The 26,244-nt window shown below is 64.4% G+C and carries 24 protein-coding genes; 12 read left to right on the plus strand and 12 right to left on the minus strand.

Annotated elements, in window-relative coordinates; translation table 11 throughout:
- The first annotated feature begins 142 nt into the window (after window positions 1–142).
- A complete protein-coding gene (locus tag EN808_RS01365) occupies window positions 143–2,416 on the plus strand; it encodes a transglycosylase domain-containing protein (protein WP_135914980.1) in 2,274 nt (757 codons plus the stop codon).
- 63 nt (window positions 2,417–2,479) lie between these two features.
- Complete coding sequence (locus EN808_RS01370; RefSeq protein WP_127279360.1) at window positions 2,480–3,232, plus strand: SDR family oxidoreductase; 753 nt, start codon at window positions 2,480–2,482, stop codon at window positions 3,230–3,232.
- Between the two features lie 21 nt (window positions 3,233–3,253).
- Here EN808_RS01370 and EN808_RS01375 read toward each other — a convergent pair whose 3' ends face one another.
- On the minus strand, window positions 3,254–4,174 hold the full coding sequence (locus EN808_RS01375; protein WP_135914981.1) for a zinc-binding dehydrogenase: 921 nt from the start codon (window positions 4,172–4,174) through the stop codon (window positions 3,254–3,256).
- A gap of 96 nt (window positions 4,175–4,270) precedes the next feature.
- Here EN808_RS01375 and EN808_RS01380 point away from each other — a divergent pair, with 96 nt between their 5' ends.
- Complete coding sequence (locus tag EN808_RS01380; protein ID WP_135914982.1) at window positions 4,271–5,080, plus strand: helix-turn-helix transcriptional regulator; 810 nt, start codon at window positions 4,271–4,273, stop codon at window positions 5,078–5,080.
- 25 nt (window positions 5,081–5,105) lie between these two features.
- On the opposite strand, the gene EN808_RS01385 is transcribed toward EN808_RS01380, so the two are convergent.
- Together EN808_RS01385 and EN808_RS01390 are read right to left on the minus strand one after the other, a co-directional pair.
- The gene (locus EN808_RS01385) at window positions 5,106–6,890 is read right to left on the minus strand and encodes a cation:proton antiporter (RefSeq protein WP_135914983.1); all 1,785 of its coding nucleotides are present in this window, start codon (window positions 6,888–6,890) and stop codon (window positions 5,106–5,108) included.
- Between the two features lie 205 nt (window positions 6,891–7,095).
- Complete coding sequence (locus tag EN808_RS01390) at window positions 7,096–7,545, minus strand: host attachment family protein (protein WP_135914984.1); 450 nt, start codon at window positions 7,543–7,545, stop codon at window positions 7,096–7,098.
- A gap of 379 nt (window positions 7,546–7,924) precedes the next feature.
- Here EN808_RS01390 and cysG point away from each other — a divergent pair, with 379 nt between their 5' ends.
- The 7 genes from cysG to EN808_RS01425 all read left to right on the plus strand — a co-directional run bounded on the left by cysG (window position 7,925) and on the right by EN808_RS01425 (window position 15,336).
- Complete coding sequence (gene cysG, locus EN808_RS01395; RefSeq protein WP_135914985.1) at window positions 7,925–9,367, plus strand: siroheme synthase CysG; 1,443 nt, start codon at window positions 7,925–7,927, stop codon at window positions 9,365–9,367.
- Complete coding sequence (locus EN808_RS01400) at window positions 9,364–9,657, plus strand: DUF2849 domain-containing protein (RefSeq protein WP_127281321.1); 294 nt, start codon at window positions 9,364–9,366, stop codon at window positions 9,655–9,657. The genes cysG and EN808_RS01400 overlap by 4 nt, the downstream gene beginning before the upstream one ends.
- A gap of 47 nt (window positions 9,658–9,704) precedes the next feature.
- Window positions 9,705–11,375, plus strand: a complete 1,671-nt coding sequence (locus EN808_RS01405) for a nitrite/sulfite reductase (RefSeq protein ID WP_135914986.1) — start codon at window positions 9,705–9,707, stop codon at window positions 11,373–11,375.
- Entirely contained in the window at window positions 11,350–12,114 is a 765-nt protein-coding gene (locus EN808_RS01410) for a phosphoadenylyl-sulfate reductase (protein ID WP_135865764.1), read from the plus strand. The genes EN808_RS01405 and EN808_RS01410 overlap by 26 nt, the downstream gene beginning before the upstream one ends.
- 170 nt (window positions 12,115–12,284) lie before the next feature.
- Entirely contained in the window at window positions 12,285–12,818 is a 534-nt protein-coding gene (locus EN808_RS01415; RefSeq protein ID WP_135865762.1) for a DUF934 domain-containing protein, read from the plus strand.
- Between the two features lie 97 nt (window positions 12,819–12,915).
- Complete coding sequence (locus EN808_RS01420; RefSeq protein ID WP_135865758.1) at window positions 12,916–14,523, plus strand: GMC family oxidoreductase N-terminal domain-containing protein; 1,608 nt, start codon at window positions 12,916–12,918, stop codon at window positions 14,521–14,523.
- 192 nt (window positions 14,524–14,715) lie between these two features.
- Window positions 14,716–15,336 carry a DJ-1/PfpI family protein gene (locus tag EN808_RS01425; protein WP_127280673.1) on the plus strand — a complete coding sequence of 207 codons (621 nt, stop codon included), beginning with the start codon at window positions 14,716–14,718 and terminating at the stop codon, window positions 15,334–15,336.
- Window positions 15,337–15,502: 166 nt separating this feature from the next.
- Here the strand turns inward: EN808_RS01425 and EN808_RS01430 are convergent, their stop codons facing one another.
- Together EN808_RS01430 and EN808_RS01435 are read right to left on the minus strand one after the other, a co-directional pair.
- Window positions 15,503–16,525: a fatty acid desaturase gene (locus EN808_RS01430; RefSeq protein ID WP_127870004.1), complete on the minus strand. Its 1,023-nt coding sequence runs from the start codon at window positions 16,523–16,525 to the stop codon at window positions 15,503–15,505.
- A 91-nt stretch (window positions 16,526–16,616) separates the two neighbouring features.
- Complete coding sequence (locus EN808_RS01435) at window positions 16,617–16,814, minus strand: hypothetical protein (RefSeq protein ID WP_127280461.1); 198 nt, start codon at window positions 16,812–16,814, stop codon at window positions 16,617–16,619.
- Between the two features lie 227 nt (window positions 16,815–17,041).
- On the opposite strand from EN808_RS01435, the gene grpE reads away from it, so the two are divergent.
- Both grpE and EN808_RS01445 read left to right on the plus strand, forming a co-directional pair.
- Window positions 17,042–17,674, plus strand: coding sequence for a nucleotide exchange factor GrpE (gene grpE, locus EN808_RS01440; protein ID WP_127280462.1), 633 nt, complete (start codon window positions 17,042–17,044; stop codon window positions 17,672–17,674).
- A 113-nt stretch (window positions 17,675–17,787) separates the two neighbouring features.
- Window positions 17,788–18,420, plus strand: a complete 633-nt coding sequence (locus EN808_RS01445; RefSeq protein ID WP_135865756.1) for a trimeric intracellular cation channel family protein — start codon at window positions 17,788–17,790, stop codon at window positions 18,418–18,420.
- 100 nt (window positions 18,421–18,520) lie between these two features.
- Here the strand turns inward: EN808_RS01445 and EN808_RS01450 are convergent, their stop codons facing one another.
- From EN808_RS01450 to EN808_RS01480, 7 genes are all read right to left on the minus strand, one after another.
- Window positions 18,521–19,396, minus strand: a complete 876-nt coding sequence (locus tag EN808_RS01450; RefSeq protein ID WP_167531310.1) for a GNAT family N-acetyltransferase — start codon at window positions 19,394–19,396, stop codon at window positions 18,521–18,523.
- A gap of 242 nt (window positions 19,397–19,638) precedes the next feature.
- Window positions 19,639–21,924, minus strand: a complete 2,286-nt coding sequence (locus EN808_RS01455) for a PAS domain-containing hybrid sensor histidine kinase/response regulator (protein ID WP_135914987.1) — start codon at window positions 21,922–21,924, stop codon at window positions 19,639–19,641.
- Between the two features lie 140 nt (window positions 21,925–22,064).
- A complete protein-coding gene (locus tag EN808_RS01460) occupies window positions 22,065–23,054 on the minus strand; it encodes an MDR family oxidoreductase (protein ID WP_135914988.1) in 990 nt (329 codons plus the stop codon).
- A gap of 55 nt (window positions 23,055–23,109) precedes the next feature.
- The gene (gene lspA / locus EN808_RS01465) at window positions 23,110–23,607 is read right to left on the minus strand and encodes a signal peptidase II (RefSeq protein ID WP_135865748.1); all 498 of its coding nucleotides are present in this window, start codon (window positions 23,605–23,607) and stop codon (window positions 23,110–23,112) included.
- A 13-nt stretch (window positions 23,608–23,620) separates the two neighbouring features.
- Window positions 23,621–24,478, minus strand: coding sequence for an RNA methyltransferase (locus tag EN808_RS01470; RefSeq protein ID WP_135914989.1), 858 nt, complete (start codon window positions 24,476–24,478; stop codon window positions 23,621–23,623).
- 1 nt (window position 24,479) lies between these two features.
- Complete coding sequence (locus tag EN808_RS01475) at window positions 24,480–25,568, minus strand: class I SAM-dependent rRNA methyltransferase (RefSeq protein ID WP_135914990.1); 1,089 nt, start codon at window positions 25,566–25,568, stop codon at window positions 24,480–24,482.
- A gap of 90 nt (window positions 25,569–25,658) precedes the next feature.
- On the minus strand, window positions 25,659–26,144 hold the full coding sequence (locus EN808_RS01480; RefSeq protein WP_127279746.1) for a DUF1772 domain-containing protein: 486 nt from the start codon (window positions 26,142–26,144) through the stop codon (window positions 25,659–25,661).
- Between the last annotated feature and the right edge of the window lie 100 nt (window positions 26,145–26,244).

Genomic DNA, 26,244 nt, shown 5'->3' on the forward strand with positions numbered 1-26,244 from the left:
CACCAAGACCGGCGGCAACAGGATTAACAAATTCCTAACGAAATTCAAAGGCTTGGCCGAAGGCCTGCTTAACCCGCCCTTAAATCGCCGCATCTACTCTTCAACCCGAGCGCCATTGGCACCGGGGACATCAGCGCAGCGCATGGCGAACCGCAGAGACAGCCGCATCGAGCCCAGCTTCGAGGGACCGCCACGGGCGAAATCCCAGACGGGTCTTTCGGTGAGCGAGGAGGACCGCGTCGTGCCGAGCAACCGCAAAGCCTCCGCCAAACGCAAATCATCGAAGGGGAAATCGGCCCGGGGGAGGCGCGGTGGAAGCGGGCGTGGCCTGTTCGGCGTGCTCGGCCGGCTGGTCTACTGGTGCTTCGTGCTCGCCATATGGGGCGGCATCGCGGTCGCGGGCGTCGTTGTCTACTACGGCGCCAAGATGCCCGCGGCCACGACCTGGTCGATCCCGGACCGCGCGCCCAACATCAAGATCGTCTCTGCCGACGGGCAATTGCTGGCCAATCGCGGCATGAGTGGCGGCGAAGCGGTCGGCCTGCACGAAATGTCGCCCTATATTCCCGAGGCGGTGATCGCCATCGAGGACCGGCGTTTCTATTCGCATTTCGGCGTCGATCCGATCGGCCTGTCGCGCGCCATGGTCACCAATCTCGCCGGCGGGCACTTCTCGCAAGGTGGTTCGACGCTGACGCAGCAATTGGCCAAGAACCTGTTCCTGAAGCCCGACCGCACGCTGGAACGCAAGGTGCAGGAAGTGCTGCTGGCGCTGTGGCTGGAGCACAAGCACACCAAGGACCAAATCCTCGAAATGTACCTCAACCGGGTCTATTTCGGCTCCGGTGCCTTTGGTGTCGAGGCGGCCTCGCGGCGTTATTTCGGCAAGAGCGCGCGCGACGTCACCCTGTCGGAAGCCGCACTCCTGGCCGGCCTGCTGAAGGCGCCCTCTCGGCTGTCGCCGGCGCGCGATCCCAAGGCCGCCGAGGAGCGCTCGCAACTGGTGCTCGCCGCCATGCGCGAGGAGGGCAAGATCAGCGAGAAGGAGCTGAAGACGGCGCTGAGCGCGCCGGCGACGCGCTCGCCGTCCTACTGGACCGGCTCGGAAAACTATGTCGCCGACACCATCATGGAAGAACTGCCCGACCTGATCGGCGACGTGCGCGGCGATATCGTCATCGACTCCACCGTCGACCTGAACCTGCAGAAGCTTGCCGAACAGTCGATCCGCCGGCTGATCGACGACAGCGGCAAGAAGCTCAACGTCACCCAGGGCGCGCTGGTATCGATCGACGATTCCGGCGCGGTGCGCGCCATGGTCGGCGGCTATGACTATTCGACCAGCCAGTTCGACCGCGCCTCCGAGGCGCGCCGGCAGCCTGGCTCGGCGTTCAAGCCGTTCGTCTACATGGCGGCGCTCGAGGCCGGCCGTACGCCCGACAGCGTGCGCAACGACGCGCCGATCAAGATCGGCAACTGGACGCCCGACAATTACGGCGGCAAGTACTTTGGCAAAGTCACCTTGGCGACGGCGCTGGCCAAGTCGCTGAACTCCGTTGCCGCGCAGTTGACCATGGAGGTCGGGCCGAACGCGGTGGTGGAAGCCGCGCACCGCATGGGCATCCAGTCCGATCTGCTGGCCAACACCTCGATCGCGCTCGGCACCTCGGAAGTGACGCCGCTGGAGCTGACCTCGGCCTATGTGCCCTTCGCCAATGGCGGCTACAAGCCCGACATCCACTTCATCCGCCGCGTGACGACAGCCGACGGCAAGGTGCTCTATGACAGCGCCGGCGGCAGCGCACCGCGCGTGATCAAGCCCGAGATCGTCGGCATGATGAACTCGATGATGACCGGGACGGTCGAGGTTGGCACCGCCAAGAAGGCGGCCTTCGCCTGGCCGTCGGCCGGCAAGACCGGCACCAGCCAGAATTCGCGCGACGCCTGGTTCGTCGGCTACACCGCCAATCTCACCACCGGCGTGTGGTTCGGCAATGATGACGGCACGGCGATGAAGAAGGTCACCGGCGGCGCGCTGCCGGCGCAGGCCTGGCACGAATTCATGGTCGCCGCGCATGAGGGCGTGCCGGTGCGGCCGCTGCCCGGCACCTGGAAGTCGACGCCGCCGGATACCATTGTGCCCGACGACATTCCCTCGGCCGACAACAACCAGCCGGCACCGGTTCCGTCGGCTTCGGTCGGACAGCAAGCGCCGATCGCGCAGGCGACGGCACCGGCGAGGCCAGCACCGGTCCGCGCGGCGCGGCCTGCCCAGACCGTCGATGCCGATGGTTTTGACATGCCGGCTGACAATGGCACGACCGCCTCGGTCGAGCATCCGGTCCCTCCGGGCAGCGTTGGCGGTCCGTTGAAGAAGAAGCGGACCTCGATCCTCGACATTCTCGGTGGCGGCTGAGCGTCAATCCGCCTCTCGCCAGCGCCACGGTGTTCGGCTACACCTCCGGCCGGAGACCGCGACATGGCTGAACTCGACACCAGAAAAACCATCGTGCTGACCGGCGCCAGCCGGGGCATCGGCCATGCCACGGTCAAGCGCTTTTCGCGCGAGGGCTGGCGCGTCATCACCTGCTCGCGCCAGGCCTTCGCCGAGGATTGCCCGTGGCCTGCCGGTCCCGAGGACCACATCAAGGTCGATCTCGCCGATCAGGAAGATGTCGGTATTGCCGTGTCGGAGATCCGTCATCGGCTCGAAGCGCATGGCGGCCAGCTCAATGCGCTGGTCAACAATGCCGGGATTTCGCCCAAGCTCAGGGATGGCAACAGCCGCATGAACTCGATCGACACGCCGATGCATGTCTGGCGCGACGTGTTCCAGGTCAATTTCTTCGCGCCGATCATGCTGGCGCGCGGCCTGTTCAAGGAACTGGCGGCCGCGAAAGGCTCGATCGTCAACGTCACCTCGATCGCCGGCACCCGCGTGCATCCCTTCGCCGGCACCGCCTACGCGACGTCGAAGGCCGCACTTGGCTCGCTGACGCGCGAGATGGCGCATGATTTCGGCCCGCACGGCATCCGCGTCAACGCCATCGCACCGGGCGAGATCGACACGGCGATCCTGTCGCCGGGCACGGAAAAGATCGTCGAGACCATTCCACTGCGGCGCCTGGGCACCACGGCGGAGGTCGCCGACATCATCTTCTTCCTGTGCTCGGCCCAGTCCTCCTATGTGTCCGGCTCGGAAATCCACATCAATGGCGGCCAGCACGTGTGAACTGGTCGGGCCTAGGGCTGCTCATCCGGTCACGGTGAGAACGGCCTTGCCGCTGAAGCTGCGCTGGCGCAGTGCGTCCAGGGCTTGTCCGATCTCCGTCCACGGCACGGTCATAGCCACGCGGGTTTCCAGCCGTCCGGCGGCGACCACGGCGAGCAGCGCGGCGATGTCAGCGCCGATAGCTGAACCGGACGTGTAGTAGGCGAACGTCTGAAGCCTCGCCCCTTCGTGACCCGGAACGAACTGGCGGAATCCAACCGGCGTGAGTTCGCCGCTGCTCGAACCGAAGATGACGATTGTCCCACCGGGCGCGACGCGTTCGATCGCATGTGCGAGGCTTTTGCCGCCGACCGACTCGGTGATCAGCGAAAACGGCCCCTCGGCCTGCTCGATCGACTCGACGATCTGCTCGGCTCCCAGCCCACGCAGATCCTCGTGGTGCCGGCCGGCGGCGATGGCGGTCACCGAAGCACGCTGCTCGCGGGCGATCTGGATCTGGAAGCGACCGACGGCACCGCTTGCACCGGTGATCAAGACCTTTTGGCCGGCCAGGTCACCGCCATGGCGCAAAGTCCTGAGCGCCGTCGTGCCCGCCACGGGGAGCGTGGCTGCCGAGACGAAGCCGACCTCATCCGGCAGGACGGCGAGACGGTCGGTTGAAACGGCGACCCGTTCGGCCCAGCCGGCCTGGTCGACCAAGGCCGCGACCCGGGTGCCCACGACCGGCCCGGAGCCATCGGCGGCCGCGCGTTCGACAATTCCAACGATGTCCTGGCCGGGTCTCCAGCCGTTCGGACGGATGGTGAGCAGGCGCAGTTCACCCCGGTTCAACGAGGTTGCGTGGACGGAGACGAGCGCTTCGTCCGCGAGGGGCCGAGGTTCTTCCACCTCGACGAGCCGGAGGCGCGTGGCGCTGTCGGAAGATATGACTAAGGCGAGCATGGCTACGTACCCTTCTTGCTGGACGCCGGACCTTACCGGCTTCGCAGGTTGAAGAATTTAGCTATCATGGCATTTAATCGCTAAAAGCAGTCGATCATGAGACAGCCTCTTCGCTACCCATGGCTCAATTTCGATGTCGATGATGTGCTGGCGCCAGCCATCGCCGTTCGTGTCGACGTCACCGAAACCAGAGCGGAAGTGCCCGCGCATTGGCACCGCAAGGGCCAGCTCGTCTTTACGCTCGGAGGCGGCGTCACATGCCGCGTTCCGAGCGGCCTGTGGATGGTGCCGCCGCATTGCGGGGTATGGATCCCCGGTTCCATGGAGCACAGCAACATCGCCACGGCCAATGCCCGGATCTTCTTCGTCTATATCGAGCCGGGAGCCGCCGAATTGCCAGACCGGTGCTGCACGCTTTCAATTTCGCCTCTGCTGCGCGAACTAATCGTCGAGCTGTCCGACAGCGTGCAGGACGACAAGGCAAGGGATGACCTCCTGACCAGGACCCTGCTTGCCGAACTGGCGCGCATGCCTGTCCAGCAACTGCATCTGCCGATTTCAGCCGAGCCGCGATTGAGGCGGATCGCCGAGGCGTTGGCGCAGGACCCCGCCGATCGCAGTACACTGGCACAATGGGCCAGCCGCGTTGCGCTCAGCGAAAGCAGTCTGGCGCGTCTCATAGTCAAGGAGACAGGCCTAAGCTTCGGGCGCTGGCGCCAGCAATTGCACCTGATCGTCGCCATTCGCGAGCTGGCGTCGGGCGCCAGCGTGCAACAGGTCTCGGGCGATCTCGGCTATAGCTCGGTCACCGCCTTCATCACCATGTTCAAGAAGGCGCTTGGCAAGCCTCCGGCAAAATACCTCGGCAGTGTCGCGCAAAACGGCGGCTCGGCGTTCGTGGCATGATCAAAGCGCCTGTGGGCACGTCGGTTCAGGCAGCGGACGGTTCAGCGGCCCGCGGCTTGTGGCCAAGCACCTCTTCGACAATGCCGCGCGCGATCTCGCGTTCGCCCATGATCACCGTATCGGCGCCGAGCCCCTTCAGATGCTCGACCTCGGCGTCGGAATGGGCGCGGGCGACGACGTTGATGTTGGGATTGGCGGCGCGCGCCCGCAGCACGATCTGGCCGGCCTCGAAGGCATTGGGAATGGCGAGGATCAGCCGATTTGCGCCCTCCGGATTGGCGGCGGCGAACACTTCGGCATTGGCGGCATTGCCGGCGATGGTTTCGATGCCGTCTGCTTTCAGCTTCGCCAGCGTCTTGTCGGCGTCCTCGATGACGAGGAAAGGCAGTGCCGCTTCCTTCAGCGCGGCACCGACGAGGCCGCCGACCCGGCCATAGCCGATCAGGATGGCATGACCGGCAAGCGTCGTCCTCGGCGGCGGCCCGTCTTCCTTGCTGGACGTTGCGGCGACGGAGGCCACCTGGCCCGGTTCCGTCGCCGGACCGAGCGGCTTGGCGTCCACCGGTGGTGCCGTCCTGGCGGCGCGGGCCTCCAGCCACGGCTTCATCCAGTCGATGACCAGGAACATCAGCGGGTTGAGCACGATCGACAGGATGGCCCCGGCCAGGATCAGGTCGCGGCCCTGTTCGGGCAGGAGTTTCAGCCCGACGCCGAGTTCGGCCAGGATGAAGGAGAATTCGCCGATCTGGGCAAGGCTGGCCGAAATCATCAAGGCCGTGGCCAAGGGATAGCCGAAGGCGACGACGATGACGAACGCCGCCAGCGACTTGCCGATGACGATGATGGCCAGCGTCGCCAGGATCGGCAGGCCGTTGCTGATCAGGCTGAACGGGTCGAACAGCATGCCGACGGAGACGAAGAACAGCACCGAGAAGGCATCGCGCAGCGGCAGCGATTCTTCCGCCGCTCGGTGGCTGAGCTCGGATTCGCTCATGATCATGCCGGCGAAGAAGGCGCCCAGCGCCAGCGAGACGCCGAACAATTTTGCCGCGCCGAAGGCGACGCCGAGGGCAATGGCGAGCACCGAGAGACGGAACAGCTCGCGCGACCCGGTATGGGCGACGTAGTGCAGGATCCACGGAATGACCCGGCGGCCGACCACCAGCATGACGACGACGAAGGCGGCGACCTTGGCCAGCGTGATGCCGACCACGCCCCAGATGCCGTAACTGGCCGGCAGCGACAGCAGGCCGCTCGAATGGGCATCGGCCTGTTCCTGGCCGCCGAGCACACCGGCAAGCGCCGGCAGCAGCACCAGCGCCAGCACCATGGCCAGGTCCTCGACGATCAGCCAGCCGACGGCGATGCGGCCGCGCTCGGTCTCGATCAGGCGGCGTTCCTGAAGTGCGCGCAGCAGCACCACGGTCGATGCGACCGACAACGCCAGGCCGAACACCAGGCCCGCGCCCATCGACCAGCCGAGCATCCAGGACAGCCCGGCGCCGAGTGCGGTGGCAAAGCCGATCTGGACGATGGCGCCAGGCACGGCGATGGCGCGGACCGACAGAAGGTCCTTGAGCGAAAAATGCAGGCCAACGCCGAACATCAGGAGGATGACGCCGATTTCGGCCAATTCGTTGGCAAGCCCGGCGTCGGCGACGAAACCGGGCGTGTTCGGCCCGACCAGCACGCCGGCTACGAGATAGCCGACCAGTGGCGGAATGCGGAAACGATTGGCGAGAGCGCCGAAGACGAAAGCCAGCCCCAGACCGGCGACGATGGTGGCGATAAGGGGCGTGTCATGCGGCATTGTCTATGGAGCGCCTTTCAAGCTAGCGATGTCGGATATGCGCCGCCCGAAGCCGTCGCCTGGCTTGCAATATGGTGGAAGCGGTAACGATGATGCAACCCGCAAGGGTGCGAAAAGCGACGGCGCGGCGACAAAATGCCGGACCGGCGAACGGATGCCGCCGATCTGTTCGAGCCCGCGACGGTATTCGCCCTGTTGCCGGCGATCAGGCTGTCTGCAGCAAGGCCTCGATCTCGGAAATGTCGTGGTTGGTCATGGTCTTCGGGATCTCGGCCGTCACCTTGTCACCAACCTCCTTATGCAGCTTCTTGCGCATGGCACCGAGCACCACCGGTGGGGCGACAAGCACGATGCTGTCGAACTCGCCGTCATGGGCAAGCTTGTAGAGCCGGGCGGCAATCTCTTGGGCGAAGCGTTCCTTGCCGATACGGTGCCAGTCGGTCTCCTCGACCGCGCTGCGGTGTACGGATGGGCCATCATTGTATCGGCCCGGGCTGTCGCTTCCCTGTTCGCGGGTGGGCGGGTTTTCCTGTTCCATCACCTGCACCACTTCAAGGTTGGGAAATTTGGTGTCGCCGGCATTCTTGAGCAGGAGCGCCTTTTCACCGTCGGCCACCAGAACCCAAATGCCATGCTTCAAAATGATCGTGTTCATGAAAACGCTCCTTGTTGAGTGCTGGCTATTCCGGGAACGCTCTCTGGCCGGTCACGTTCCACTGAAACGGCGGACCGAGCGGTCGCGAAGACGGGCGGCGAACATGAAATCGCCTCAGCACGACTTTAATCTACTGAATTGGTAGAATTTAGAAAAAACTATTTTGCGAGATAAGTCGCCGGCAGCTAAAAGTGCCTGAAATCAAGGCCTGTTTCGACGGCCCCGGTGTGCTCAGGGCATGGGCGTGGAATATTTTTCTCCTGCTCTTCGCGGTTGCGAAAAAGCGATTGCCTGCCATCACCGGATGAGCGAGTGCTTTGCTTCTGCTTTTTTATGCCTAGGCGTAAAACTGCGAAACTGTTCCCGGATTGCTTTTCTGATGCCGCAAGCCACCACCAAGCTCAATGCCTTTCCCGTCTTCGTGCGGGTCGAGGGCGAAGCCGTGGCCATTGTCGGCGGTGGCGAGCAGGCGCTGGCCAAGGCGCGGCTGATCGCCCAGTCGAGCGCGGTTCTGTACATCATCGCCGCAAATGCCGAACCGGAGCTGTTGGCCTTCATCGCCGAGACCGGCGCGAACCATGTGGCCGCCGGGTATGACGCCTCGCGGCTCGAAGGCGCCGTGATGGTGTTTGCCGCCAGCGGCGACGAGACGCTCGATCGTCGCGTGGCCGCCGACGCGCGCCGGCTGGGCATTCCGGTCAATGCGGTCGACCGGCCGGACCTCTGCGATTTCTTCACGCCTGCGCTGGTCAACCGCGCACCGGTCGCCATTGCCATCGGCACCGAAGGCGCGGGCCCGGTGCTGGCGCAGATGCTGCGCGGCCGCATCGACCGCATGCTGTCGCCGTCGCTTGGCGCGCTGGCGGCGCTTGCCGCCTCGTTCCGCAATGCCGCCGAGAGATTGCCCAGGGGCAATATACGTCGCCGTTTCTGGAGCGACTTCTTCGGCGGAGCGCCGGCGCGCGCGGTCGAGGCTGGCGAATTTTCGCGGGCGCGCGAAGCCGCCGCCGATCTGCTGATGTCCGACGCGCCCGTTCGCGGCCACATCGCCCTGGTGGGCGCCGGTCCCGGCGCCGAGGATCTCCTGACCCTGCGGGCGCATCGTCTCCTGATGGAAGCCGACGTCATCGTCCATGACGCGCTGGTGCCGGAGGCGGTCGTCGCCATGGGGCGCCGCGATGCCGAGCGTCTGCCGGTGGGAAAGCGCAAGGGCTGCCACACCAAGAGCCAGGCCGAAATCAATGCATTGCTGGGGGAGCTCGGCCGTGCGGGCAAGCGCGTCGTGCGGCTGAAGTCGGGTGATCCGCTGGTGTTCGGGCGCGCCGGCGAGGAGATGGCGGCGCTGCGCGATGCCGGCATCGCCTATGAGGTGGTTCCGGGTGTCACCGCGGCCTTCGCCGCTGCCGCCGATTTCGAGCTGCCGCTAACGCTGCGCGGCGTTTCCTCCTCGATGGTGTTCACCACCGGCCACGATCTCAAGGGCAATTCATTGCCAGACTGGGCCAAGCTCGCCATTTCCGGTGCTACCGTCGCCGTCTATATGGGCCGCTCGGTCGCGGCCGAAGTTGCCGGCCGGCTGATCGAGGCCGGCCTATCGCCGGACACGGCAGTCGCCGTGGTCGAGAATGCCAGCCTGACCAATCGCCGACGCTTCCACGGCACACTCGCCGACCTGCCGTCGCTGGAAGCGCGCGCCGATCTGTCGGGACCGGTCATGACCATCATCGGCGACGCTGTCGCCGGGGCCAATTTCGAGCGGTCCGAGCCGCTCGCGGCTCACAGGCATGCGCCCGTAGCGGCCACCGAGGGAGTTCAGCCATGAAGATACTGACCGCCAATCGCCTCGGCGACGGCATCGCCGTCTGGTACGCCGATGGCGGCTGGGCCGAGACGGTGGACCATGCAGACCTTGCCCATGACAAGGCGGCCGAGGATCGGCTGGAGGCGATCGGCGCCAAGGCCTATGCCGACAATGAAGTGGTCGACGTCAATCTGATCGACGCGGAAGTCGTCGACGGCGTCGTCGAGCCGGTGCGGTTGCGCGAGAAGATCCGCGCCGCCGGTCCCACTATTCGTGGCGATCTCGGCAAGCAGGCTATACGGGCGGCGTAAGCCAGACTGAAAGTGAAAGTGGGCGGACGCGCCCTGAAAGACGAAGCATGTACCGTTACGATGAGTTCGACCACGATTTTGTCCAGGCCCGCGTCGCCGAGTTCAGCGACCAGGTCCAGCGCCGGCTGTCCGGCGAGATCACCGAGGACCAGTTCCGGCCGCTCAGGCTGATGAACGGCGTTTACCTGCAGCTGCACGCCTATATGCTTCGCATCGCCGTGCCCTACGGCACGTTGAACGGCAAGCAGTTGCGCATGCTCGGCCACATCGCCCGCAAATACGACAAGGGCTACGGCCATTTCACCACGCGCCAGAACATCCAGTTCAACTGGCCGGCGCTGTCGGACATTCCGGCGATCCTGGCGGACCTGGCCAGCGTCGAGATGCACGCCATCCAGACCAGCGGCAACTGCATCCGCAATGTCACCGCGGACCATTTTGCCGGCGCTGCCGCCGACGAGGTCGCCGATCCGCGCCCCTATGCGGAAATCCTGCGGCAGTGGTCGTCGGTGCATCCGGAATTCTCGTTCCTGCCGCGTAAGTTCAAGATCGCGGTGACGGGAGCCGAGCGTGACCGCGCCGCCATCCAGACGCATGACATCGGCCTGCACCTGAAGAAGAACGCCGCCGGCGAACTCGGCTTCGCCGTCTATGTCGGCGGTGGCCAGGGCCGCACGCCGATGGTGGCGAGGAAGATTCGCGACTTTCTGCCGGAGGCCGACCTTCTGTCCTACTGCACGGCGATCCTGCGCGTTTACAATCTCTATGGGCGCCGCGACAACAAGTACAAGGCGCGCATCAAGATCCTGGTGCACGAGACCGGCGCCGAGGAAATCACCCGCCAGGTCGAGGCCGAGTGGCAGGAGTTGAAGGATGCGGAACTGAAGCTGCCTGAGGCGGACATCCGCGCCATCGAGGCCTATTTCGCGCCGCCGGCGCTGGCCGGGCGTCCGGAAGGCGACGCGGCCGTCAAGGTGGCGCGGTTGGATTCCAAGGGCTTCTCGGACTGGCTCGACCAGAACGTGGTGACGCATCGCCATCCCGATTATGCCGCGGTGACGATTTCGCTCAAGGGCATCGGCGAGGTACCGGGCGACGCATCGGACAGCCAGATGGAAGCCGTCGCCGATATCGCCGAAAGATACGCCTTCGACGAGTTGCGCGTCAGCCATGAGCAGAACCTGATCCTGCCACATGTGGCGCGCGCCGACCTCAAGGCGGTCTATGACGCGCTGGTCGACATCGGGCTGGCGACGGCCAATTCCAACCTGATCTCGGACATCATCTCGTGCCCGGGCCTCGATTATTGCGCGCTTGCGACGGCGCGCTCGATCCCGATCGCGCAGGAAATCTCGCAACGCTTCGCCTCGCTGGAGCGGCAGCGCGAGATCGGCGAATTGAAGCTCAAGATCTCCGGCTGCATCAATGCCTGCGGCCACCACCATGTCGGCCATATCGGCATCCTCGGTGTCGAGAAGAAAGGCTCCGAGCTCTACCAGGTGACGCTCGGCGGTTCGGCCGACGAAAACACCTCCGTCGGCGAGATCATCGGCCGCGGCTTCTCGTCGGAAGAGATCACCGACGCCATCGAGACGATCGTCGATACCTATCTCGGCCTTCGGCTCAACCCACAGGAAATATTCATCGACGCCTACCGCCGTGTCGGTCCCGCGCCGTTCAAGGAGGCGCTCTATGCTGGCGAAGCCAAGGCCGCTTGACCGTGTTGCCGACGTCGAGGACGGCGCCGCCGCCAAGGCGGCGGGCCTCGATGCGCTCTATGGCCATTTGAAGCCGCTTGAGATCATCGAACGTGCGGCCAGGGACCTGTTCCACGACGAGATCGCCGCCGTGTCTTCGTTCGGCGCGGATTCGGCGGTGCTGCTGCACATGATCGCGGAGATCGACCGCACGCTACCGGTCATCTTCCTCGATACCGGCAAGCATTTCGAGGAGACGCTCGGCTATCGCGACGCGCTGGTCGCCGATTTCGGGCTGACCAACATCCGGGTGATCAAGCCCGACGAGGCGGCGCTCGAACGGATCGACCCGACCGGCAATCTGCATCAGAACAACACCGATGCCTGCTGCGACGTGCGCAAGGTCGAGCCGCTGGCACGTGGCGTCGCCCCCTTCCGTGCCTGGTTCACAGGTCGCAAGCGCTTCCAGGCCTCGACACGGGCCGCACTTCCGGTGTTCGAGGCGGTCGGCCCGCGCATCCGCATCAATCCGCTGGCGCACTGGACGACGTCGGATCAGGCCGACTACATGCGTTCGCATGCGCTGCGCGAAAATCCACTGGTCGCCTATGGCTATCTGTCGATCGGCTGCTTTCCGTGCACGCAGCCGGTGCAGCCGGGCGAGGACGCGCGCAGCGGCCGCTGGGCCGGTCACGCCAAGACCGAGTGCGGCATTCACCTGTCGGGACTGGAAGTGTCGCTGACCGACGCATCACTATAGGGTATGTTGCAATTCAGGTGAGGCCGGCCTGCAAACGGCAGCTTCCTGCGCTTCCGGGGCTCACGTACTTCAAGTACGCTCCGCTCCGGTTCTCGGAAGCAGCCGTTTTCGAAGCGGCCTGACCTGAATTTCAGCACACCCTTGAGCTCTTTGAATTTTTAGGAATTTTGATGACTGAACCGACGACACCGGAGACCCGGCTCTGGACCCCTGAAGGGTTTCGCGAGGACGAGTGGACCCATGCCGAAAGCGCCGACGCGCTGGCAGGCAACGGCCGCTTCATCCTGCCGTTGCAGGCATTCCTCGATCTTGACCCGGAGGTGCGCCGCTCGGCGAAGGAGCGGCTCGGCGTCGTGCTGCAGCCCGGCGATCAGCTCGAGAAGATCGCCGACCTGCTCGACCAGCTGTCGCTGGTGGCGCTGGCCTTCCCGGCTTTCGGCGACGGCCGGTCTTTCACCAAGGGCGAACTGCTGCGCAACCGCTATCATTTCACGGGCGCGCTGCGTGCCACCGGGCAGATCCTGGTCGACCCGTTGCCGCACATGCTGCGGCTTGGCTTCGACGAGTTCGAGATCTCGAATCCAGTGCTCTTGAAACGCCTGGAGGAGGGCCGTACCGGCGGGTTGGGGCTTTACTACCAGCCGGCCGCCATATCGGAGCCCAAGGGTCCGAGATATTCCTGGCGGCGGGCCCGCGGCAACTGACGCGGCGGTAGGTCCACGCGTCTTTACATCGCCCGCGATCGGGCCTTCTCTGATCGTCCGGATAGAAATATCCGCCTGACGATCTGGGAGGGGTCTCATGCGCTACGACTATGTCATCGCCGGTGGCGGGTCCGCCGGCTGCACGCTTGCCGCGCGGCTCTCCGAAGATACCTCGAAAACAGTTTGCCTGATCGAGGCGGGAGGAGCCGGCAAGGATCTGCTGATCCGCGCACCCGCCGGCGTCATCGCGCTGCTGCCGGGCCGGCCGAAGATCAACAACTGGGCGTTCGAGACGGTGCCGCAGCCTGGGCTTGGCGGCCGCAAGGGTTACCAGCCGCGCGGCAAGACGCTCGGCGGCTCCAGTGCCATCAACGCCATGCTTTACACGCGCGGGCACCGTGGCGACTATGACGAATGGGCCGATCTCGGCTGCCAGGGCTGGTCGTGGGACGACGTGCTGCCCTATTTCCGGCGCGCCGAAGGCAATCAGCGCGGTGCAGACGCACTACATGGCAGCGAAGGACCGCTGCGGGTCGGCGAACAGCAGGAGCCGCGTGCGCTCTCAAGGGCCTTTGTCGAGGCCTGCGGCGAAAACCAGATACGCCGCAACGACGATTTCAACGGACCGGAGCAGGAAGGGGCGGGGCTCTATCAGGTGACGCAATTCTGGGACGAGCGCCGCAATGGCGAACGATGCTCGGCGGCTGCCGCATATCTGCATCCGGTCATGAGCCGGCCCAACCTTACCGTCATCACCGGAGCACAAGCCACGGGCATCGTGCTTGACGGCAAGCGGTCGACCGGCGTTCGCTATCGCAAGGGCAACAGCGAAGCGATTGCACAAGCCGGGCGCGAGGTCATTGTCTGCGGCGGCGCTTTCGGTTCGCCGCAACTGCTGTTGCTATCGGGCATTGGCCCCGCCGCCGAACTTGCCGTGCACGGTATTCCGGTTGCTCACGAACTGCCCGGAGTGGGCAAGAACCTGCAGGATCATCTCGATTTCATCCTGGGCTGGACGTCGAAGGACGCCGACATGATGGGCATCGGTGTGCGCGGTCTGCCTGGCCTGCTGCGGCATATGCTGCGCTGGCGCAGGGATGGCGGCGGCATGATCGCTACGCCCTACGCGGAAGGCGGCGCCTTCCTCAAATCCGACCCAGCGATCGACCGGCCCGACCTGCAACTGCATTTCTGCATCGCCATCGTCGACGATCACGGCCGCAAGCTGCATATGGGTTACGGTTTTTCCTGCCACGTCTGCGTGCTGCGGCCATATTCGCGGGGCGAGGTCGGGCTGTCGAGCGCGGATCCGCTGGCGGCACCGCGCATCGACCCGCGCTTTCTATCGGACGAACGTGACGGCGAGCTTCTGCTGAGGGGTGTTCGAATGATGCGCGGTGTCCTGGAGGCGCCGGCACTGGCCAAATACCGCCACAAGGAAATCTACACTGCCGGCGTGTCGAGCGACGCGGAGCTTATGTCCCATATCCGTGCCCGCGCCGACACGATTTATCACCCGGCCGGCACCTGCAAGATGGGCATCGACGATATGGCGGTGGTTGATCCGGAACTGCGTGTCCACGGCATGCAAGCCTTGCGCGTCGTCGACGCCTCGGTGATGCCGAGGCTGATCGGCGGCAACACCAATGCGCCGACCATCATGATCGCCGAGAAGGCCGCGGGCATGATCAAGGCGGTTGCCTGACCGTAGTCTGGTCGAACCAATGATTCCATTTTGGCCTTTTTAACGACTCGAATTTGCTGGTGATCGTGCCCGTCTCCGAAAACTGGTCTTACCAATAGGGCGATTTCCGCTTCCCCTTTCACCGTCCTGCCCTTACGATAAGTCGATTATTTCGTCATCCGAAATAAATGGCCACAAAGGGAGGAACCGGGAATGGCTGGTAAGAAAATATTGATGCTCGTTGGCGAGTTCAGCGAGGAATATGAGATTTTCGTCTTTGAGCAGGCCATGCATGCCGTCGGCCACACCGTGCATGTCGTGTGCCCGGACAAGAAGGCGGGCGATGTGCTGAAGACATCGCTGCACGATTTCGAGGGCCACCAGACCTACACCGAAAAGCTCGGCCACGATTACATCCTCAACAAGACGTTTTCCGAGGTGGATCCGGGCCAGTACGATGCCGTCTACGCGGCGGGCGGGCGCGGTCCCGAATACATCCGCATCGACAAGCGCGTGCAGGCGCTGGTGCGGCACTTCCATGAGACCGGCAAGCCGATCTTCACCATCTGCCACGGCGTGCAGATCCTGATCGCGGTCGACGGCGTGGTGCGGGGCAGGGAAGTGGCGGCGCTTCACTATTGCGAGCCGGAAGTGACGCTGGCCGGCGGTATCTATATCGACGTCGCGCCGAACGGAGCCCATGTCGACGGCAATCTCGTATCTGCCAAGGGCTGGCCGGGCCTGTCCAATTTCATTCGCGAATGCCTGAAGGTGCTGGGCACGGAGATCCGCCATGGCGAGATCCTGATGCGCGACGAGCGGCAGGCGGCCTGAGGCTCTGAGAACCGGCTGCTCTTCTACGCTTTCAACTCAGGTTGGAAAGCTTTGCGCTGCTTCCTCATGCGGCCCTTGGGCATTGTTCGAAAAGCCAGGCAATTGGCTTTTCGTCCGCTGCGCGGACCGCACTTCACCTCTCCGTTGATGGGAAGCAAGACAAGCGCTACAGCGCCGCGTGTGCCTCTCGGAACGATATCAGCTTGCTGCGGCTTTCGTCCCACAAGGCCAGTTTGACGCAGCGCAGGCTGTCGAGCAGCGTGACGCGGCCGATACCGCGCAGTTCCGGATAGTCTCGCAGCACTTCCTGCAACCGGTAGCCGGGCACCTTGGCGGAGAGGTGGTGGACGTGGTGGACGCCGATATTGCCGGTGAACCAGTTCAGAACCGGCGGCAGGTCGTAGTAGGACGAGCCGTGCAGGGCGGCATGCTGGAACTGCCATTCCTCGTCCTTCGCCCATTCGGTCTCCTCGAACTGATGCTGGACGTAGAACAGCCAGATGCCGGCCGAACCGGCGAGGATGACGATCGGCAGATGGACAATCAGGAACGCGCCGGGACCGACGGCCCAGATAAGCAATGCCGCCGCAAGCGCAATGGCGAGATTGGTGGTCATCGACGACACCCAGGGCGTAAAGCCGCCGCGCATCATGCCGATGGGCAGCCTTTGCGAGAAGATGAACAACCAGATCGGCCCGAGCCCGAACATCACCAGCGGATGGCGATAGAGGCGATAGGCCAGGCGCCCGCGCCAGGACAGGCGCCGGTACTCGGCGACGGTCAACGTCCTGATGTCACCCATGCCGCGCTCATCGAGATTGCCGGCGCTGGCATGATGCACGGCGTGGGCACGCCGCCAGCAATCGTAGGGCGTCAGCGTCAGGACACCGAGCGCTCGGCCGATCCAGTCGTCGGCAATGCGATTGGCGAAGAACGAGCCATGGCCGCAATCGTGCTGGATCATGAAGATCCGCACCAGGAACCCGGCCGCGGGCAGGATGAGGATCAGCCCCCACCAATGGCCGTAGGCATAGGCGGCGGAAGACAGAGCCCACAGCGAGGCGAAAGGAATGAGGGTAATGGCGAGTTCGAGTGCGCTGCGCCGCCTGTCGGGCTTCTTGTAGCGTGCCAGAATCTTGAGCCAGGCGCGCTTGCTACTGGCCGCCATTTCGGGGGAAATCATGTTCATCAGGAAGCATAGGCAGGGTGCGCCGCCGCCGCAAGCCGGCCTTCACGTAAAGTTACTGTGCGTAATTGTCGCGTAAGGCCGGACGAGGCGCCTACTGCCGCCGCCAGGCGTCGCCATTCTCGACCCGGTCAAGGCGGTCGAGCAATTGCCTGAAACGATCGGGGATGTCGGTCTCCGTGTGGAAGGCTGGCAAGGTGCGCAGAAAGCGCGCCATCGTCTCGGCACCGAGCTGGCGCCGGACCTCCGCGGCGAGCCTCTCGCCCTTTTCAAGCTTTTTGCGGGTCATCATCTCAAAAATCCTGCGTCGGCTCCGAAACTCCTCCAGCAAGGGAATGGTTCCCCCATCACGCCCCTGAGGCAAGCAAAGCCGGCAAGTACGGTAAAATTTGAATTAAAATCGCAGCATCGTCCCGGCGTCTTCAAAGGGCCTTGCGGTTGCTTTCCCCTTGATTTTTGGCCTGCGAACCTCGATATCGGGCACAAAATCCACACCATTCAAGATGACGGGAAACGGCGATGAGCGACCAGGCAAAAGACGAACGCGCGCCCAGTGAAGCCGAGGCGGCCGAGGCCAATGCCGAGCGCACGGAAGGCAGCATCGATGGCGACTATGAAGCGCTTGTACGACTGCTGAAGGAAAACGAAGAACTGAAGGACCGCGCGCTGCGCGTCGCGGCCGAGATGGAGAACCTGCGCCGCCGCACCGCGCGCGACGTGCATGACGCGCGAACCTATGCGGTGGCGAATTTCGCCCGCGACATGCTGTCGGTGTCGGACAATCTGCGCCGCGCGCTGGATGCCATTCCCGCCGAGGCCAAGGCGTCGGGGGACGCCGGCTTCAAGGCACTGATCGAAGGCGTCGACCTGACCGAGCGCGCCATGCTGTCGGCGCTGGAACGGCACGGGGTCAAGAAACTCGCGCCGGAAGGCGAAAAGTTCGATCCCAATTTCCACCAGGCAATGTTCGAAGTGCCCAATCCCGATGTGCCGGCCAACACCGTGGTCCAGGTCGTGCAGCCGGGCTATTCGATCGGCGAGCGGGTGCTGCGCCCGGCCATGGTCGGCGTCGCCAAGGGCGGCCCGAAAATTGCCGCCGACGCGCCGGTCGAGCCAGGGCCGGTCAATGAGCAGGCCGAAAAGGATGCGTGATTAGGGAATAGGGGAGTAGGGCAGGAAAACAGGAAGCCGTATGAATCATGCGGCTTCGTGCTAAACATGCTCCCCTACTCCCCTACTCCCCTGCTCCCCTAACCGCATAATTCATGAACCCCATCGCCCTCCTCGACTATGCCGGCGTTGCCGTCTTCGCGGCGACGGGGGCGTTGGCGGCGTCGCGCAAGCAGCTCGACATTATCGGCTTTCTGTTCCTGGCCAGCGTCACCGGTATCGGCGGCGGCACGCTTCGCGACGTTATCCTCAATCTGCCGGTTTTCTGGGTCGCCAACTCCAGCTATGTGCTGATCTGCGCGGCGGTTGCGGTGCTGGTGTTCTTTGGTGCGCACCGTGTCGAATCCCGCTGGAAATGGCTGCTCTGGCTCGACGCCATCGGGTTGGCCGCTTTTTCGGTGATGGGGGCGGCCAAGGGGCTGGCCATTACCGGTTCGCCGGTCGTCTCCGTCATCACCGGCGTGCTCACCGCCACGTCAGGCGGCATCCTGCGTGATCTGCTGGCCGGCGAGCCCTCGGTGCTGCTGAGGCCGGAAATCTACGTTACGGCCGCTCTCGCAGGTGCTGCAATCTTCACGGCTGGCGACGTCACAGGATTGCCGCCGATCGTTTCAGAACTGGCCGGCTTCGCCGCGGCGTTCGCGGTGCGCGGCGGTGCGCTCCGTTTCGGCTGGACGTTTCAAGCCTACAAAAGCCGGCCCGGCCGGCGGCCTGAAGACATTCCCTGAAGAGAGGGAGTAGGGAGTAGGGAAATTGTCAGTAGTCGCCGAAGCGTGAATCGTGGCGTCTTCACCACTGCCTACTGCCTACTGCCTACTGCCTACTCGCTCACGCCGCGAAGCGCTGCGCTTCGCCGCCATAATAGTTGACGTAGCGGGCCCCGATCTCCTTGACCGGCATCACCACGAAAATGTCGACGGTCGAGAATTCGCGGTCGATGACGCAACCATCGCCGATGCGGGCGCCGACCCGCAGATAGCCCTTGACCAGTGGTGGCATCGCCGCGATCGCCGCCTTGGTGTTGACCGCCTCGATCGGCATCAGGTCCATGGAGCAATAGCGTCCGGACACAGCGCGCACGTCCCAGGCCGAGTTGGTGCGGCAGTGATGGGCGAGATAGGTGAGCGCCTCGGCGTGCGCGGCCGGCACGGTGCCGTGGAAGGAGGCACAGCCGGTCATCACGCCGATCTCGTAGTGATTGATGTAAGCCCAGATGCCTTGCCACAGCGCCTCGATGGTGCGCTTCGAACGGTATTCCGGCAACACACAGGAGCGGCCGAGTTCCAGGAAACGCTGGCCGGGATGACGGGCGATGAGCTTGGTCAGCTCGAATTCGCCTTCGGAATAGAAGCCTCCGGCGGTTGCCGCGATTTCTTGCCGCAGCAAGCGATAGGTGCCGACGATGCGGCGGTGCTCAGGGCCGGAAAGCGAGGTATCGAGGACGAGGAGATGGTCGCAGAGCGGGTCGAAGCGATCGGCGTCGCGGCGGTCCTGCGCCTGGAACAGATCCTTCCTGGCGCCAAGCTCGTCATAAAATACACGGTAGCGCACTTCCTGCGCGGCCGCGATCTCGGCCTCGTTGCGGGCGAGCCGCACTTCGAGATTGCCGATACGGCCGAGCGCTGCGCCTTTTATGACGGAATCGACATTACGTCCGGCGAGCAAGGCGCTGCTGGCGTTCGGCCGAGTGTCACATTCCGGCATAACTGTATGCACGAGTGATTCTCCTTCGAGCCATCCCTCTTGGCACGGGGATACGGTGTAGGTGCAACAGGATTGTGACAGTACCGTGATACAGCGTCGCGGGCAATACTTCGTCGGCTGGCGAAAACGGTCAACCGGCTATGTTGCGGCACAAGAGCCTACGCGCGTTGGCTTCGCGGGCGCCCGAAACCGGGCTGCTTTTTTTGGCGGGCTTCGTCTGCCATGCACCGTGAAAAGGCGGCTCAAGCGGCTACCTGGCCCTCGACGGCGCTGACCAGCGCGTCGGGGTCGAGCGGCTTGGTGACGAAGCCGCTGGCGCCGTGGGCGAGCACCGCATGGCGGGTCTTTTCCTGGCTGTCGGCCGACAGCACCATGATCGGCACCGGCGGTACGGAGGCTTCCTCCTCGTGGCGGCGGATCGCGGCAATGGCGTCCAATCCGTCCATGACCGGCATATGCAGATCCATCAGCACCACGTCGAAGCGGTGCTTGTGCCCGGCGCCGGTGACCGCCTCGACGGCAGCCTTGCCGTTGCCGACCACCTTGACGCGATGCCCGGCCTTCAACAGCGTTGCGCGGGCCAGCATGGCATTGATGTCGTTGTCCTCGGCGATCAGCACGGACAGGCCCTGTTGGCGTTCGCCTGAGGCACGAAGCGCCGGTGCGCGGCGATTTTCCGGCCGCGGCGGGGCGAGGACCGGCGTCTGGCTGCTCAAAAGGACACGCAAAAGTGTTCCTCCGCGCACCGGCCGGGCAAGGAATGTCGCGTAGCCGCTGGCACGAAACTCGCCAAGCATGCCGCGGTCGGTGGGTGCGATCAGCGTGACGGCTTCGCAATCGGTGAACCCATGCTGGCGAAGCCGCTTGAGCAGCTTCCCGTCACTCTCTTCCAGGGCCGCGTCGACCAGAAGCACGTCACAGCCGTCGGCAAAGGATGCGGCCTGGGCCACGGTGGTGGCGATGCCGGCCGCGCCGCCATTGGCGCGGATGGTGCGGGCGATGGCGTCGGCCTCGACGGTGTTCTTGGACAGGATCACGGCGCGTCGGCCGGCAAGCGCGTTCAGCCGGCCCTGCGGCGGCTCGGTAGCCGATATGGCCGGAATCTCGAAGACGAATTCCGATCCCTGGCCGAGCCGGCTGGATACCGAAATCGTGCCGCCCATGGCGGTGACCAGACGCTTGGAGATGGCAAGCCCCAGTCCGGCACCGCCATGCGTGCGCGTCGAGGTGCCGTCGGCCTGCTCGAATTCCTCGAAGATGCGCTCCATGTCCTCGTCGCGCAGGCCGGGGCCGGTATCGGCGATGGTGAAGCAGATGCGGTCGCTGGTCTCGGTGCGGGCGCGCGCGACGCTGACCAGCACGCCGCCGCTGTCGGTGAACTTGATGGCGTTGCCGATGAGGTTGAGCAGCACCTGCCTGACCCGGCCCGGATCGGCGGTGATCAATTGCGGCACATCCGGTTCGACATGGCAGCCGAGGCCGATATTCTTGGCGAAGGCGCGCGCGGCCATCAATTCGATGATGTTGTCGGCGATCTCGCGCACGGACATGGGCTGCGGTTCGGGATCGAAGCGTCCGGCCTCGATCTTGGAATAGTCGAGCAGATCCTCGATCAGGGCAAGCAAGGCGCTGGCCGAGGTCGAGATGGCGCCGACATAGGTCTGCTGTTCCGGCGACAGGCTGGTGTCGGCGAGCAGCTTGGCCATGCCCATGATGCCGTTCATCGGCGTGCGGATCTCATGGCTGACAGTGGCGAGGAAACGCGACTTGGCCTGGCTTGCGAACTCGGCCCGCTCGCGCGCCGTGATCATGGACGATTCGGCGCGCTTGCGGGCGGTGATGTCGCGCGCGATGGCGCGATGCGAGACGGCATCGCTGTCCTTGTCGCGCACGGACAGCTCGATCCAGGAGAACCAGCGCGGCCCGGATGGCGTGCGGATGGCGACGTCGGTGGAACTCAGGCATTCATGGTCGGAGAAAGCGGCATCGGGAACGATGCCGACCTCGATGCCGAGTTCGGCCAGCGTCTTGCCGGCAAGGTCGCGCTGATCGGTTTCGACAAGGTCGGCGAACACCTTGTTGGCATAGACGATGTAACCGTCGCGGTCGCGATGGATGACGAGATCGCCGAGCGCGTCGATGAGACCGCGAAAGCGCTCCTCGCTTTCCTGCATCTCCCACATGCGGTCGGCCAGCGTCTCGATCTCGGCGCGGTTGCGGGCGGTGGTTTCGTCGAGCAGGACCGTACTGCGGCGTACGCTGCGCCTGGCGTGCAGGTGCATGGCCAGGCCGGCAAGGCCTGTTGCCAGCAACGCAAGGCTGATGAAGACCGGCGCTCCGGTCAGGTAGGAGAGGCCGGCCAGCACCATGACAACGAAGGTCAGGATCGGCAGGCCTTCGCGCTTGGCCGGTTGCTGATCGGGCACCAGCGGCGGCGCGGCGATAAACCGCCGCGCCATTGCCGGCGCTTGCGCCGCAACGATGTCGTCGCCAGGGTCGGCCCGTTGGCTGTCGGATTCCGCGATCATGCGAAATCCTTGCCACACAGACATTATGGAAAATTGCGGGGGATCGTTCGAATTTTAGCGGATCGGGGTTTTTGCCCCGGCGAAGACCGATTTGCCGCCCGATGTGGCAATTCCGTCCGGCCTGCGATCCCTCAGTCCGGTCACATGTCGACGACGACGCGACCGCGGATCTTGCCATCGACGATGTCGTGTGCCGCACCGATGATGCCGTCGAAGCCGATGGTCGTGGACAGGCTGGCGAGCTTGTCCACATCGAGATCGGAGCCGATGCGCCGCCAGGCTTCGAGGCGCACGGCCTTCGGCGCCATCACTGAATCGATGCCGAGCAGGGAGACGCCGCGCAGGATGAAGGGCGCCACGCTCGATGGCAGATCCATGCCACCGGCGAGGCCGCAGGCCGCGACCGCCCCGCCATAGGAGGTCATTGACAGCACGTTGGCCAATGTGTGGCTGCCGACCGAATCGATACCACCGGCCCAGCGCTCCTTGGCCAGCGGCTTGGCGGGCTGGTTGAGCTCGTCGCGCGATATCACTTCGGCCGCGCCAAGATTGATCAGATAAGGGCTTTCGGCATTGCGGCCGGTCGAGGCGACGACATGGTAGCCGAGGCTGGACAGGATGGAGACCGCGACCGAACCGACGCCGCCGGCAGCGCCCGTCACCACGACAGGGCCGCGATCAGGCAGGATGCCGTGCCGTTCCAATGCCATGACGCAGAGCATGGCCGTGTAGCCGGCGGTGCCGACAGCCATGGCATCATGCGCGCTCATGCCCTCCGGCAACGGCACCAGCCAGTCACCCTTCACGCGGGCGCGCCCGGCATAGGCGCCGAAATGGGTTTCGCCAACGCCCCAGCCGTTCAGGATGACCTTGTCACCCTTGCGCCAGTCGGGATTGGAAGAGGAGATGACAGTGCCGGCAAGGTCGATGCCCGGCACCAGCGGCCATCGGCGGATCACCGGCGCCTTGCCCGATATGGCCAGTCCATCCTTGTAGTTCACCGTCGTCGCCTCGACCGCGATGGTGACGTCGCCCTCCATCAGATCGGCGTCGGTGAGATCAGTCACGGCGACCGACTGTTTTTTCTCGGCGTCGCGCGAAACGAGGATGGCTTTGAACGTTTCGGTCATCTTTCTCTCCGCGAACTTGCTTGGCGTCTGACTGTGCGGCGATGGCCGCGCGGGGTCAATCTTTGGAAGGCTTGGCGTTCGAAGGTTTGGGTTCACGCCGCCAGCCGATGAGTTCGTCGAACACGACCAGTGCCGCACCCACGGAAATGAAGGCGTCCGCAAGGTTGAAGACGGCGAAGGACCAGACCGGCGTGTGGAACAGGATGTAATCGATGACGTGGCCGTAGACGGCACGGTCGATCAGATTGCCCAGCGCGCCGCCGATGATCAGGGCAAAGCCGGTACGGGCGATGACATGGCCCGATGGCGTGCGCGTGGCGAGGTAAAGCACGAAAGCGACGACCAGCACGGCGATGACCACGAGGCCGGTGTCGCCGAAGGAGGAGAACATCGAGAAGGCGATGCCGGTGTTGTAGGTGCGAAACAACGCCAGGAAGGGCAGCAGGTCGAGCTTTTCCTGGAAGGGCAGGCCGGCCTCGACCAGTGTCTTTATCCATTGGTCGAGCGCGATGGCCACGATGACGAGCAGCGCGTAGGCAGACCATGATTTCACGATTGGACAACCTTCATTGCTGGTCCGGGATTGGTTCGAGTTTCAGCGCGCCGCGCCTGATCTCGAACAGCATGATGCCGGTGGCGACCGCGAGATTGAGCGAATCGGCACGGCCTGCCTGCGGAATCCTGAGCAGCCTGTCGCAGCTCGCCGCCAGGCTTTCGGGCAGGCCCTGCTGCTCGTTGCCCATCATCAGCAACACCGGCCCGCGGGAAAAATCGACCGAGCGGTAGTCGACCGCGCCTTTCAGATGGGTGCCCGCGACGAGACCTGAAAAGCCGCCGCGCCAGGCAAGGAATGCCTCGGTCGTTGCCTTCGCCACTGGCACGGCGAAAATGGAACCCATGGTGGCGCGCACCGTTTCCACCGAAAACGGATCGGTTGTGTCGCCGACCAGAATGACGCCCTTGGCGCCGACGGCATCGACGGTGCGGATGACGGTGCCGAGATTGCCGGGATCGCGCACCCGGTCGAGCGCGACCCAGACATCGCCATTGTCGGCACTGATGTCCTTCAGGGCCAGGAATTTCTGCGAGAAGACGCCGACCACCATTTGCGGATTGTCACGGCGGGTGATGGCGACAAGCACTTTTTCCGATACTTCGAGCACGGTGCCGCCGGCGGCAACCGTGCGCGCCGCGACCTTTTCCACGGCCGCGTTGCCGCGTCCGGCCTTGGCGAAAACAAGCGTCCTGATCTGCCAGCCCAGATCGAGCGCATCGATGATCAGCTTCAGCCCTTCGGCCATGAAGGCGTTCTGCTGGTCGCGGAATTTCTTCAAGGCGAGTGCCTTGATGTCCTTGACCAGCGGATTGGCAAGACTGGTGACTTCCTTCACCTGGCCGGGTGCGCCGGCGTGCCGTTCGTTCATGTCAGGCCACCCAGCGCGAAAACAGTGAAGTCGAAAGCGCCCGGCCGGCGGACTTTTCACGGATGATCAACTCGCCCGATTCAACCTTGCCGCCCATGCCGGCGAAGGTGTCGCGCATCAGGGCGTGGATCGCGAAGAAGGAGGCACGGATCGAATAGGCGGTCAGCACCACGGCGAGCGGTTTTGGGGTCAGGATCGAGCGACAGAGGTCCGTCAAATCAGGCAGGTCCTCGAACAATTGCCAGACCTCGCCCTTGGGGCCGCGGCCATAGGCCGGCGGATCGAACAGGATGATGTCGTAGCGGCTGCCGCGACGCTCCTCGCGCTCGGCGAACTTCACCGCGTCATCGACGATCCAGCGGATCGGCTTGCCGCCAAGGCCGGCCATCTCCTGGTTTTCGCGCGCCCAGCCGATCGCCTTCTTCGAGGCGTCGACATGGGTGACCTCGGCGCCCGCGCGCGCCGCCACCAGCGAGGCAAGGCCGGTATAACCGAACAGGTTGAGCACCTTGACGGGGCGCCTGGCCGCAGCGATCAGCCCTGCCATATGATCCCAGTGCGAAGCCTGCTCGGGAAAGACGCCGACATGGCGAAACGAGGTGAAACGGCCGAGATAGTCGATGCCGTCATGCTTCATCGGCCAGGTTTCGCCGAGCGGCGTCTTGGGGAAGCGCCAGCGGCCGATGCCTTCCTCGTCGGTGTCGCCGGTGAAGATGGCGTCGGCGCGCTCCCAGTCCCTTGCCGGCAGGGCCTTCTGCCAGATCGCCTGGCCCTCGGGCCGGACGATGCGGTAGGGACCGTATTGTTCGAGTTTTTGTCCCGCGCCGCTGTCGAGCAACGCATAATCGGCATTCGGCGCCACTTCGAGAACCAACGGCAAATGTTCTGCGGGCAGGGCGCCTTCGCGACGGGCGAGGTTGCGCGGCGCGGATTTCGGCGCGGGCTGGCTGTCCGCTTTCACATTGTGCTGTTCGCGCGGCCTGGCATCTGGCTTGACCGCGGAACGATTCTCGGGCGGGCGCGGCTGTCCGGCCCCGCTCTTCGCTGGGTGTGGGCGGCCGTCGCGGCGTTTGTCGCGAAAAGACTTCAAGAGGCAGCTTCTCCGGCGGTTCGGCCCGCTTCTGCCACAGCTATGCCCTCCGGCGCAACAAACCCGCGCGACATTGCGATTGCCGATGGCTCAGCCGCGCCCGATCGAAAGCAGGGCGACAACCAACGAAACGAAGCCGGCAGCCTTGGCGGCCGTGACAGCCATGTGGCCGGTCTCCCAGCGCAGCCGCATGGCTTCGAAATCGTCCGGAATCGGGCCTGGCATCCAGGTGGCGAGAACATTGTTGGCCGGTTTGACGAGAACGAACCAAAGCACCAGGGATAGCGCATAGAGCAAGGTGGCGGCGAGTGCGAACCAGAACGCCGGCCGATCCTCGCGCAACAGCCATGCCAGCAGTCCCGGGCAGGCGACCGCGGCGACATCCAGCGGCGCGCCAATGATTGCGAAGAGCAGGAACTGGCCGTTGAAAACGGTGGCCTCGCGCCAAAGCGCCGGGGACCATCGGATGAGCCGGGGCACCGATTCCAGGACATGAGCGAAGGACGGTCCGAGGCTGAGCGCAGCGATCGTGGCGGTCAAGACAGACCAGAATAGCAGGAGGCCGTATATTCGCATGACGCAACAACGGTTCCGAACCGAAGCCGTTCCGAACAGGCGCGCCACTTGCCGTTGCCGCAGCCTTGACCCTATCGTCTACCACTCCCGGATAATCATC

The sequence above is a fragment of the Mesorhizobium sp. M8A.F.Ca.ET.165.01.1.1 genome, assembly GCF_004792065.1.
Classification (GTDB): domain Bacteria; phylum Pseudomonadota; class Alphaproteobacteria; order Rhizobiales; family Rhizobiaceae; genus Mesorhizobium.

Excerpts from the sequence above, each read along its gene's own strand:
- EN808_RS01365 (WP_135914980.1), top strand. The coding sequence starts at position 143 with ATGGCGAACCGCAGAGACAGCCGCATCGAGCCCAGCTTCGAGGGACCG.
- EN808_RS01370 (WP_127279360.1), top strand. The coding sequence starts at position 2,480 with ATGGCTGAACTCGACACCAGAAAAACCATCGTGCTGACCGGCGCCAGC.
- EN808_RS01375 (WP_135914981.1), bottom strand. The coding sequence starts at position 4,174 with ATGCTCGCCTTAGTCATATCTTCCGACAGCGCCACGCGCCTCCGGCTC.
- EN808_RS01380 (WP_135914982.1), top strand. The coding sequence starts at position 4,271 with ATGAGACAGCCTCTTCGCTACCCATGGCTCAATTTCGATGTCGATGAT.
- EN808_RS01385 (WP_135914983.1), bottom strand. The coding sequence starts at position 6,890 with ATGCCGCATGACACGCCCCTTATCGCCACCATCGTCGCCGGTCTGGGG.
- EN808_RS01390 (WP_135914984.1), bottom strand. The coding sequence starts at position 7,545 with ATGAACACGATCATTTTGAAGCATGGCATTTGGGTTCTGGTGGCCGAC.
- cysG (WP_135914985.1), top strand. The coding sequence starts at position 7,925 with ATGCCGCAAGCCACCACCAAGCTCAATGCCTTTCCCGTCTTCGTGCGG.
- EN808_RS01400 (WP_127281321.1), top strand. The coding sequence starts at position 9,364 with ATGAAGATACTGACCGCCAATCGCCTCGGCGACGGCATCGCCGTCTGG.
- EN808_RS01405 (WP_135914986.1), top strand. The coding sequence starts at position 9,705 with ATGTACCGTTACGATGAGTTCGACCACGATTTTGTCCAGGCCCGCGTC.
- EN808_RS01410 (WP_135865764.1), top strand. The coding sequence starts at position 11,350 with ATGCTGGCGAAGCCAAGGCCGCTTGACCGTGTTGCCGACGTCGAGGAC.
- EN808_RS01415 (WP_135865762.1), top strand. The coding sequence starts at position 12,285 with ATGACTGAACCGACGACACCGGAGACCCGGCTCTGGACCCCTGAAGGG.
- EN808_RS01420 (WP_135865758.1), top strand. The coding sequence starts at position 12,916 with ATGCGCTACGACTATGTCATCGCCGGTGGCGGGTCCGCCGGCTGCACG.
- EN808_RS01425 (WP_127280673.1), top strand. The coding sequence starts at position 14,716 with ATGGCTGGTAAGAAAATATTGATGCTCGTTGGCGAGTTCAGCGAGGAA.
- EN808_RS01430 (WP_127870004.1), bottom strand. The coding sequence starts at position 16,525 with ATGAACATGATTTCCCCCGAAATGGCGGCCAGTAGCAAGCGCGCCTGG.
- EN808_RS01435 (WP_127280461.1), bottom strand. The coding sequence starts at position 16,814 with ATGATGACCCGCAAAAAGCTTGAAAAGGGCGAGAGGCTCGCCGCGGAG.
- grpE (WP_127280462.1), top strand. The coding sequence starts at position 17,042 with ATGAGCGACCAGGCAAAAGACGAACGCGCGCCCAGTGAAGCCGAGGCG.
- EN808_RS01445 (WP_135865756.1), top strand. The coding sequence starts at position 17,788 with ATGAACCCCATCGCCCTCCTCGACTATGCCGGCGTTGCCGTCTTCGCG.
- EN808_RS01450 (WP_167531310.1), bottom strand. The coding sequence starts at position 19,396 with ATGCCGGAATGTGACACTCGGCCGAACGCCAGCAGCGCCTTGCTCGCC.
- EN808_RS01455 (WP_135914987.1), bottom strand. The coding sequence starts at position 21,924 with ATGATCGCGGAATCCGACAGCCAACGGGCCGACCCTGGCGACGACATC.
- EN808_RS01460 (WP_135914988.1), bottom strand. The coding sequence starts at position 23,054 with ATGACCGAAACGTTCAAAGCCATCCTCGTTTCGCGCGACGCCGAGAAA.
- EN808_RS01470 (WP_135914989.1), bottom strand. The coding sequence starts at position 24,478 with ATGAACGAACGGCACGCCGGCGCACCCGGCCAGGTGAAGGAAGTCACC.
- EN808_RS01480 (WP_127279746.1), bottom strand. The coding sequence starts at position 26,144 with ATGCGAATATACGGCCTCCTGCTATTCTGGTCTGTCTTGACCGCCACG.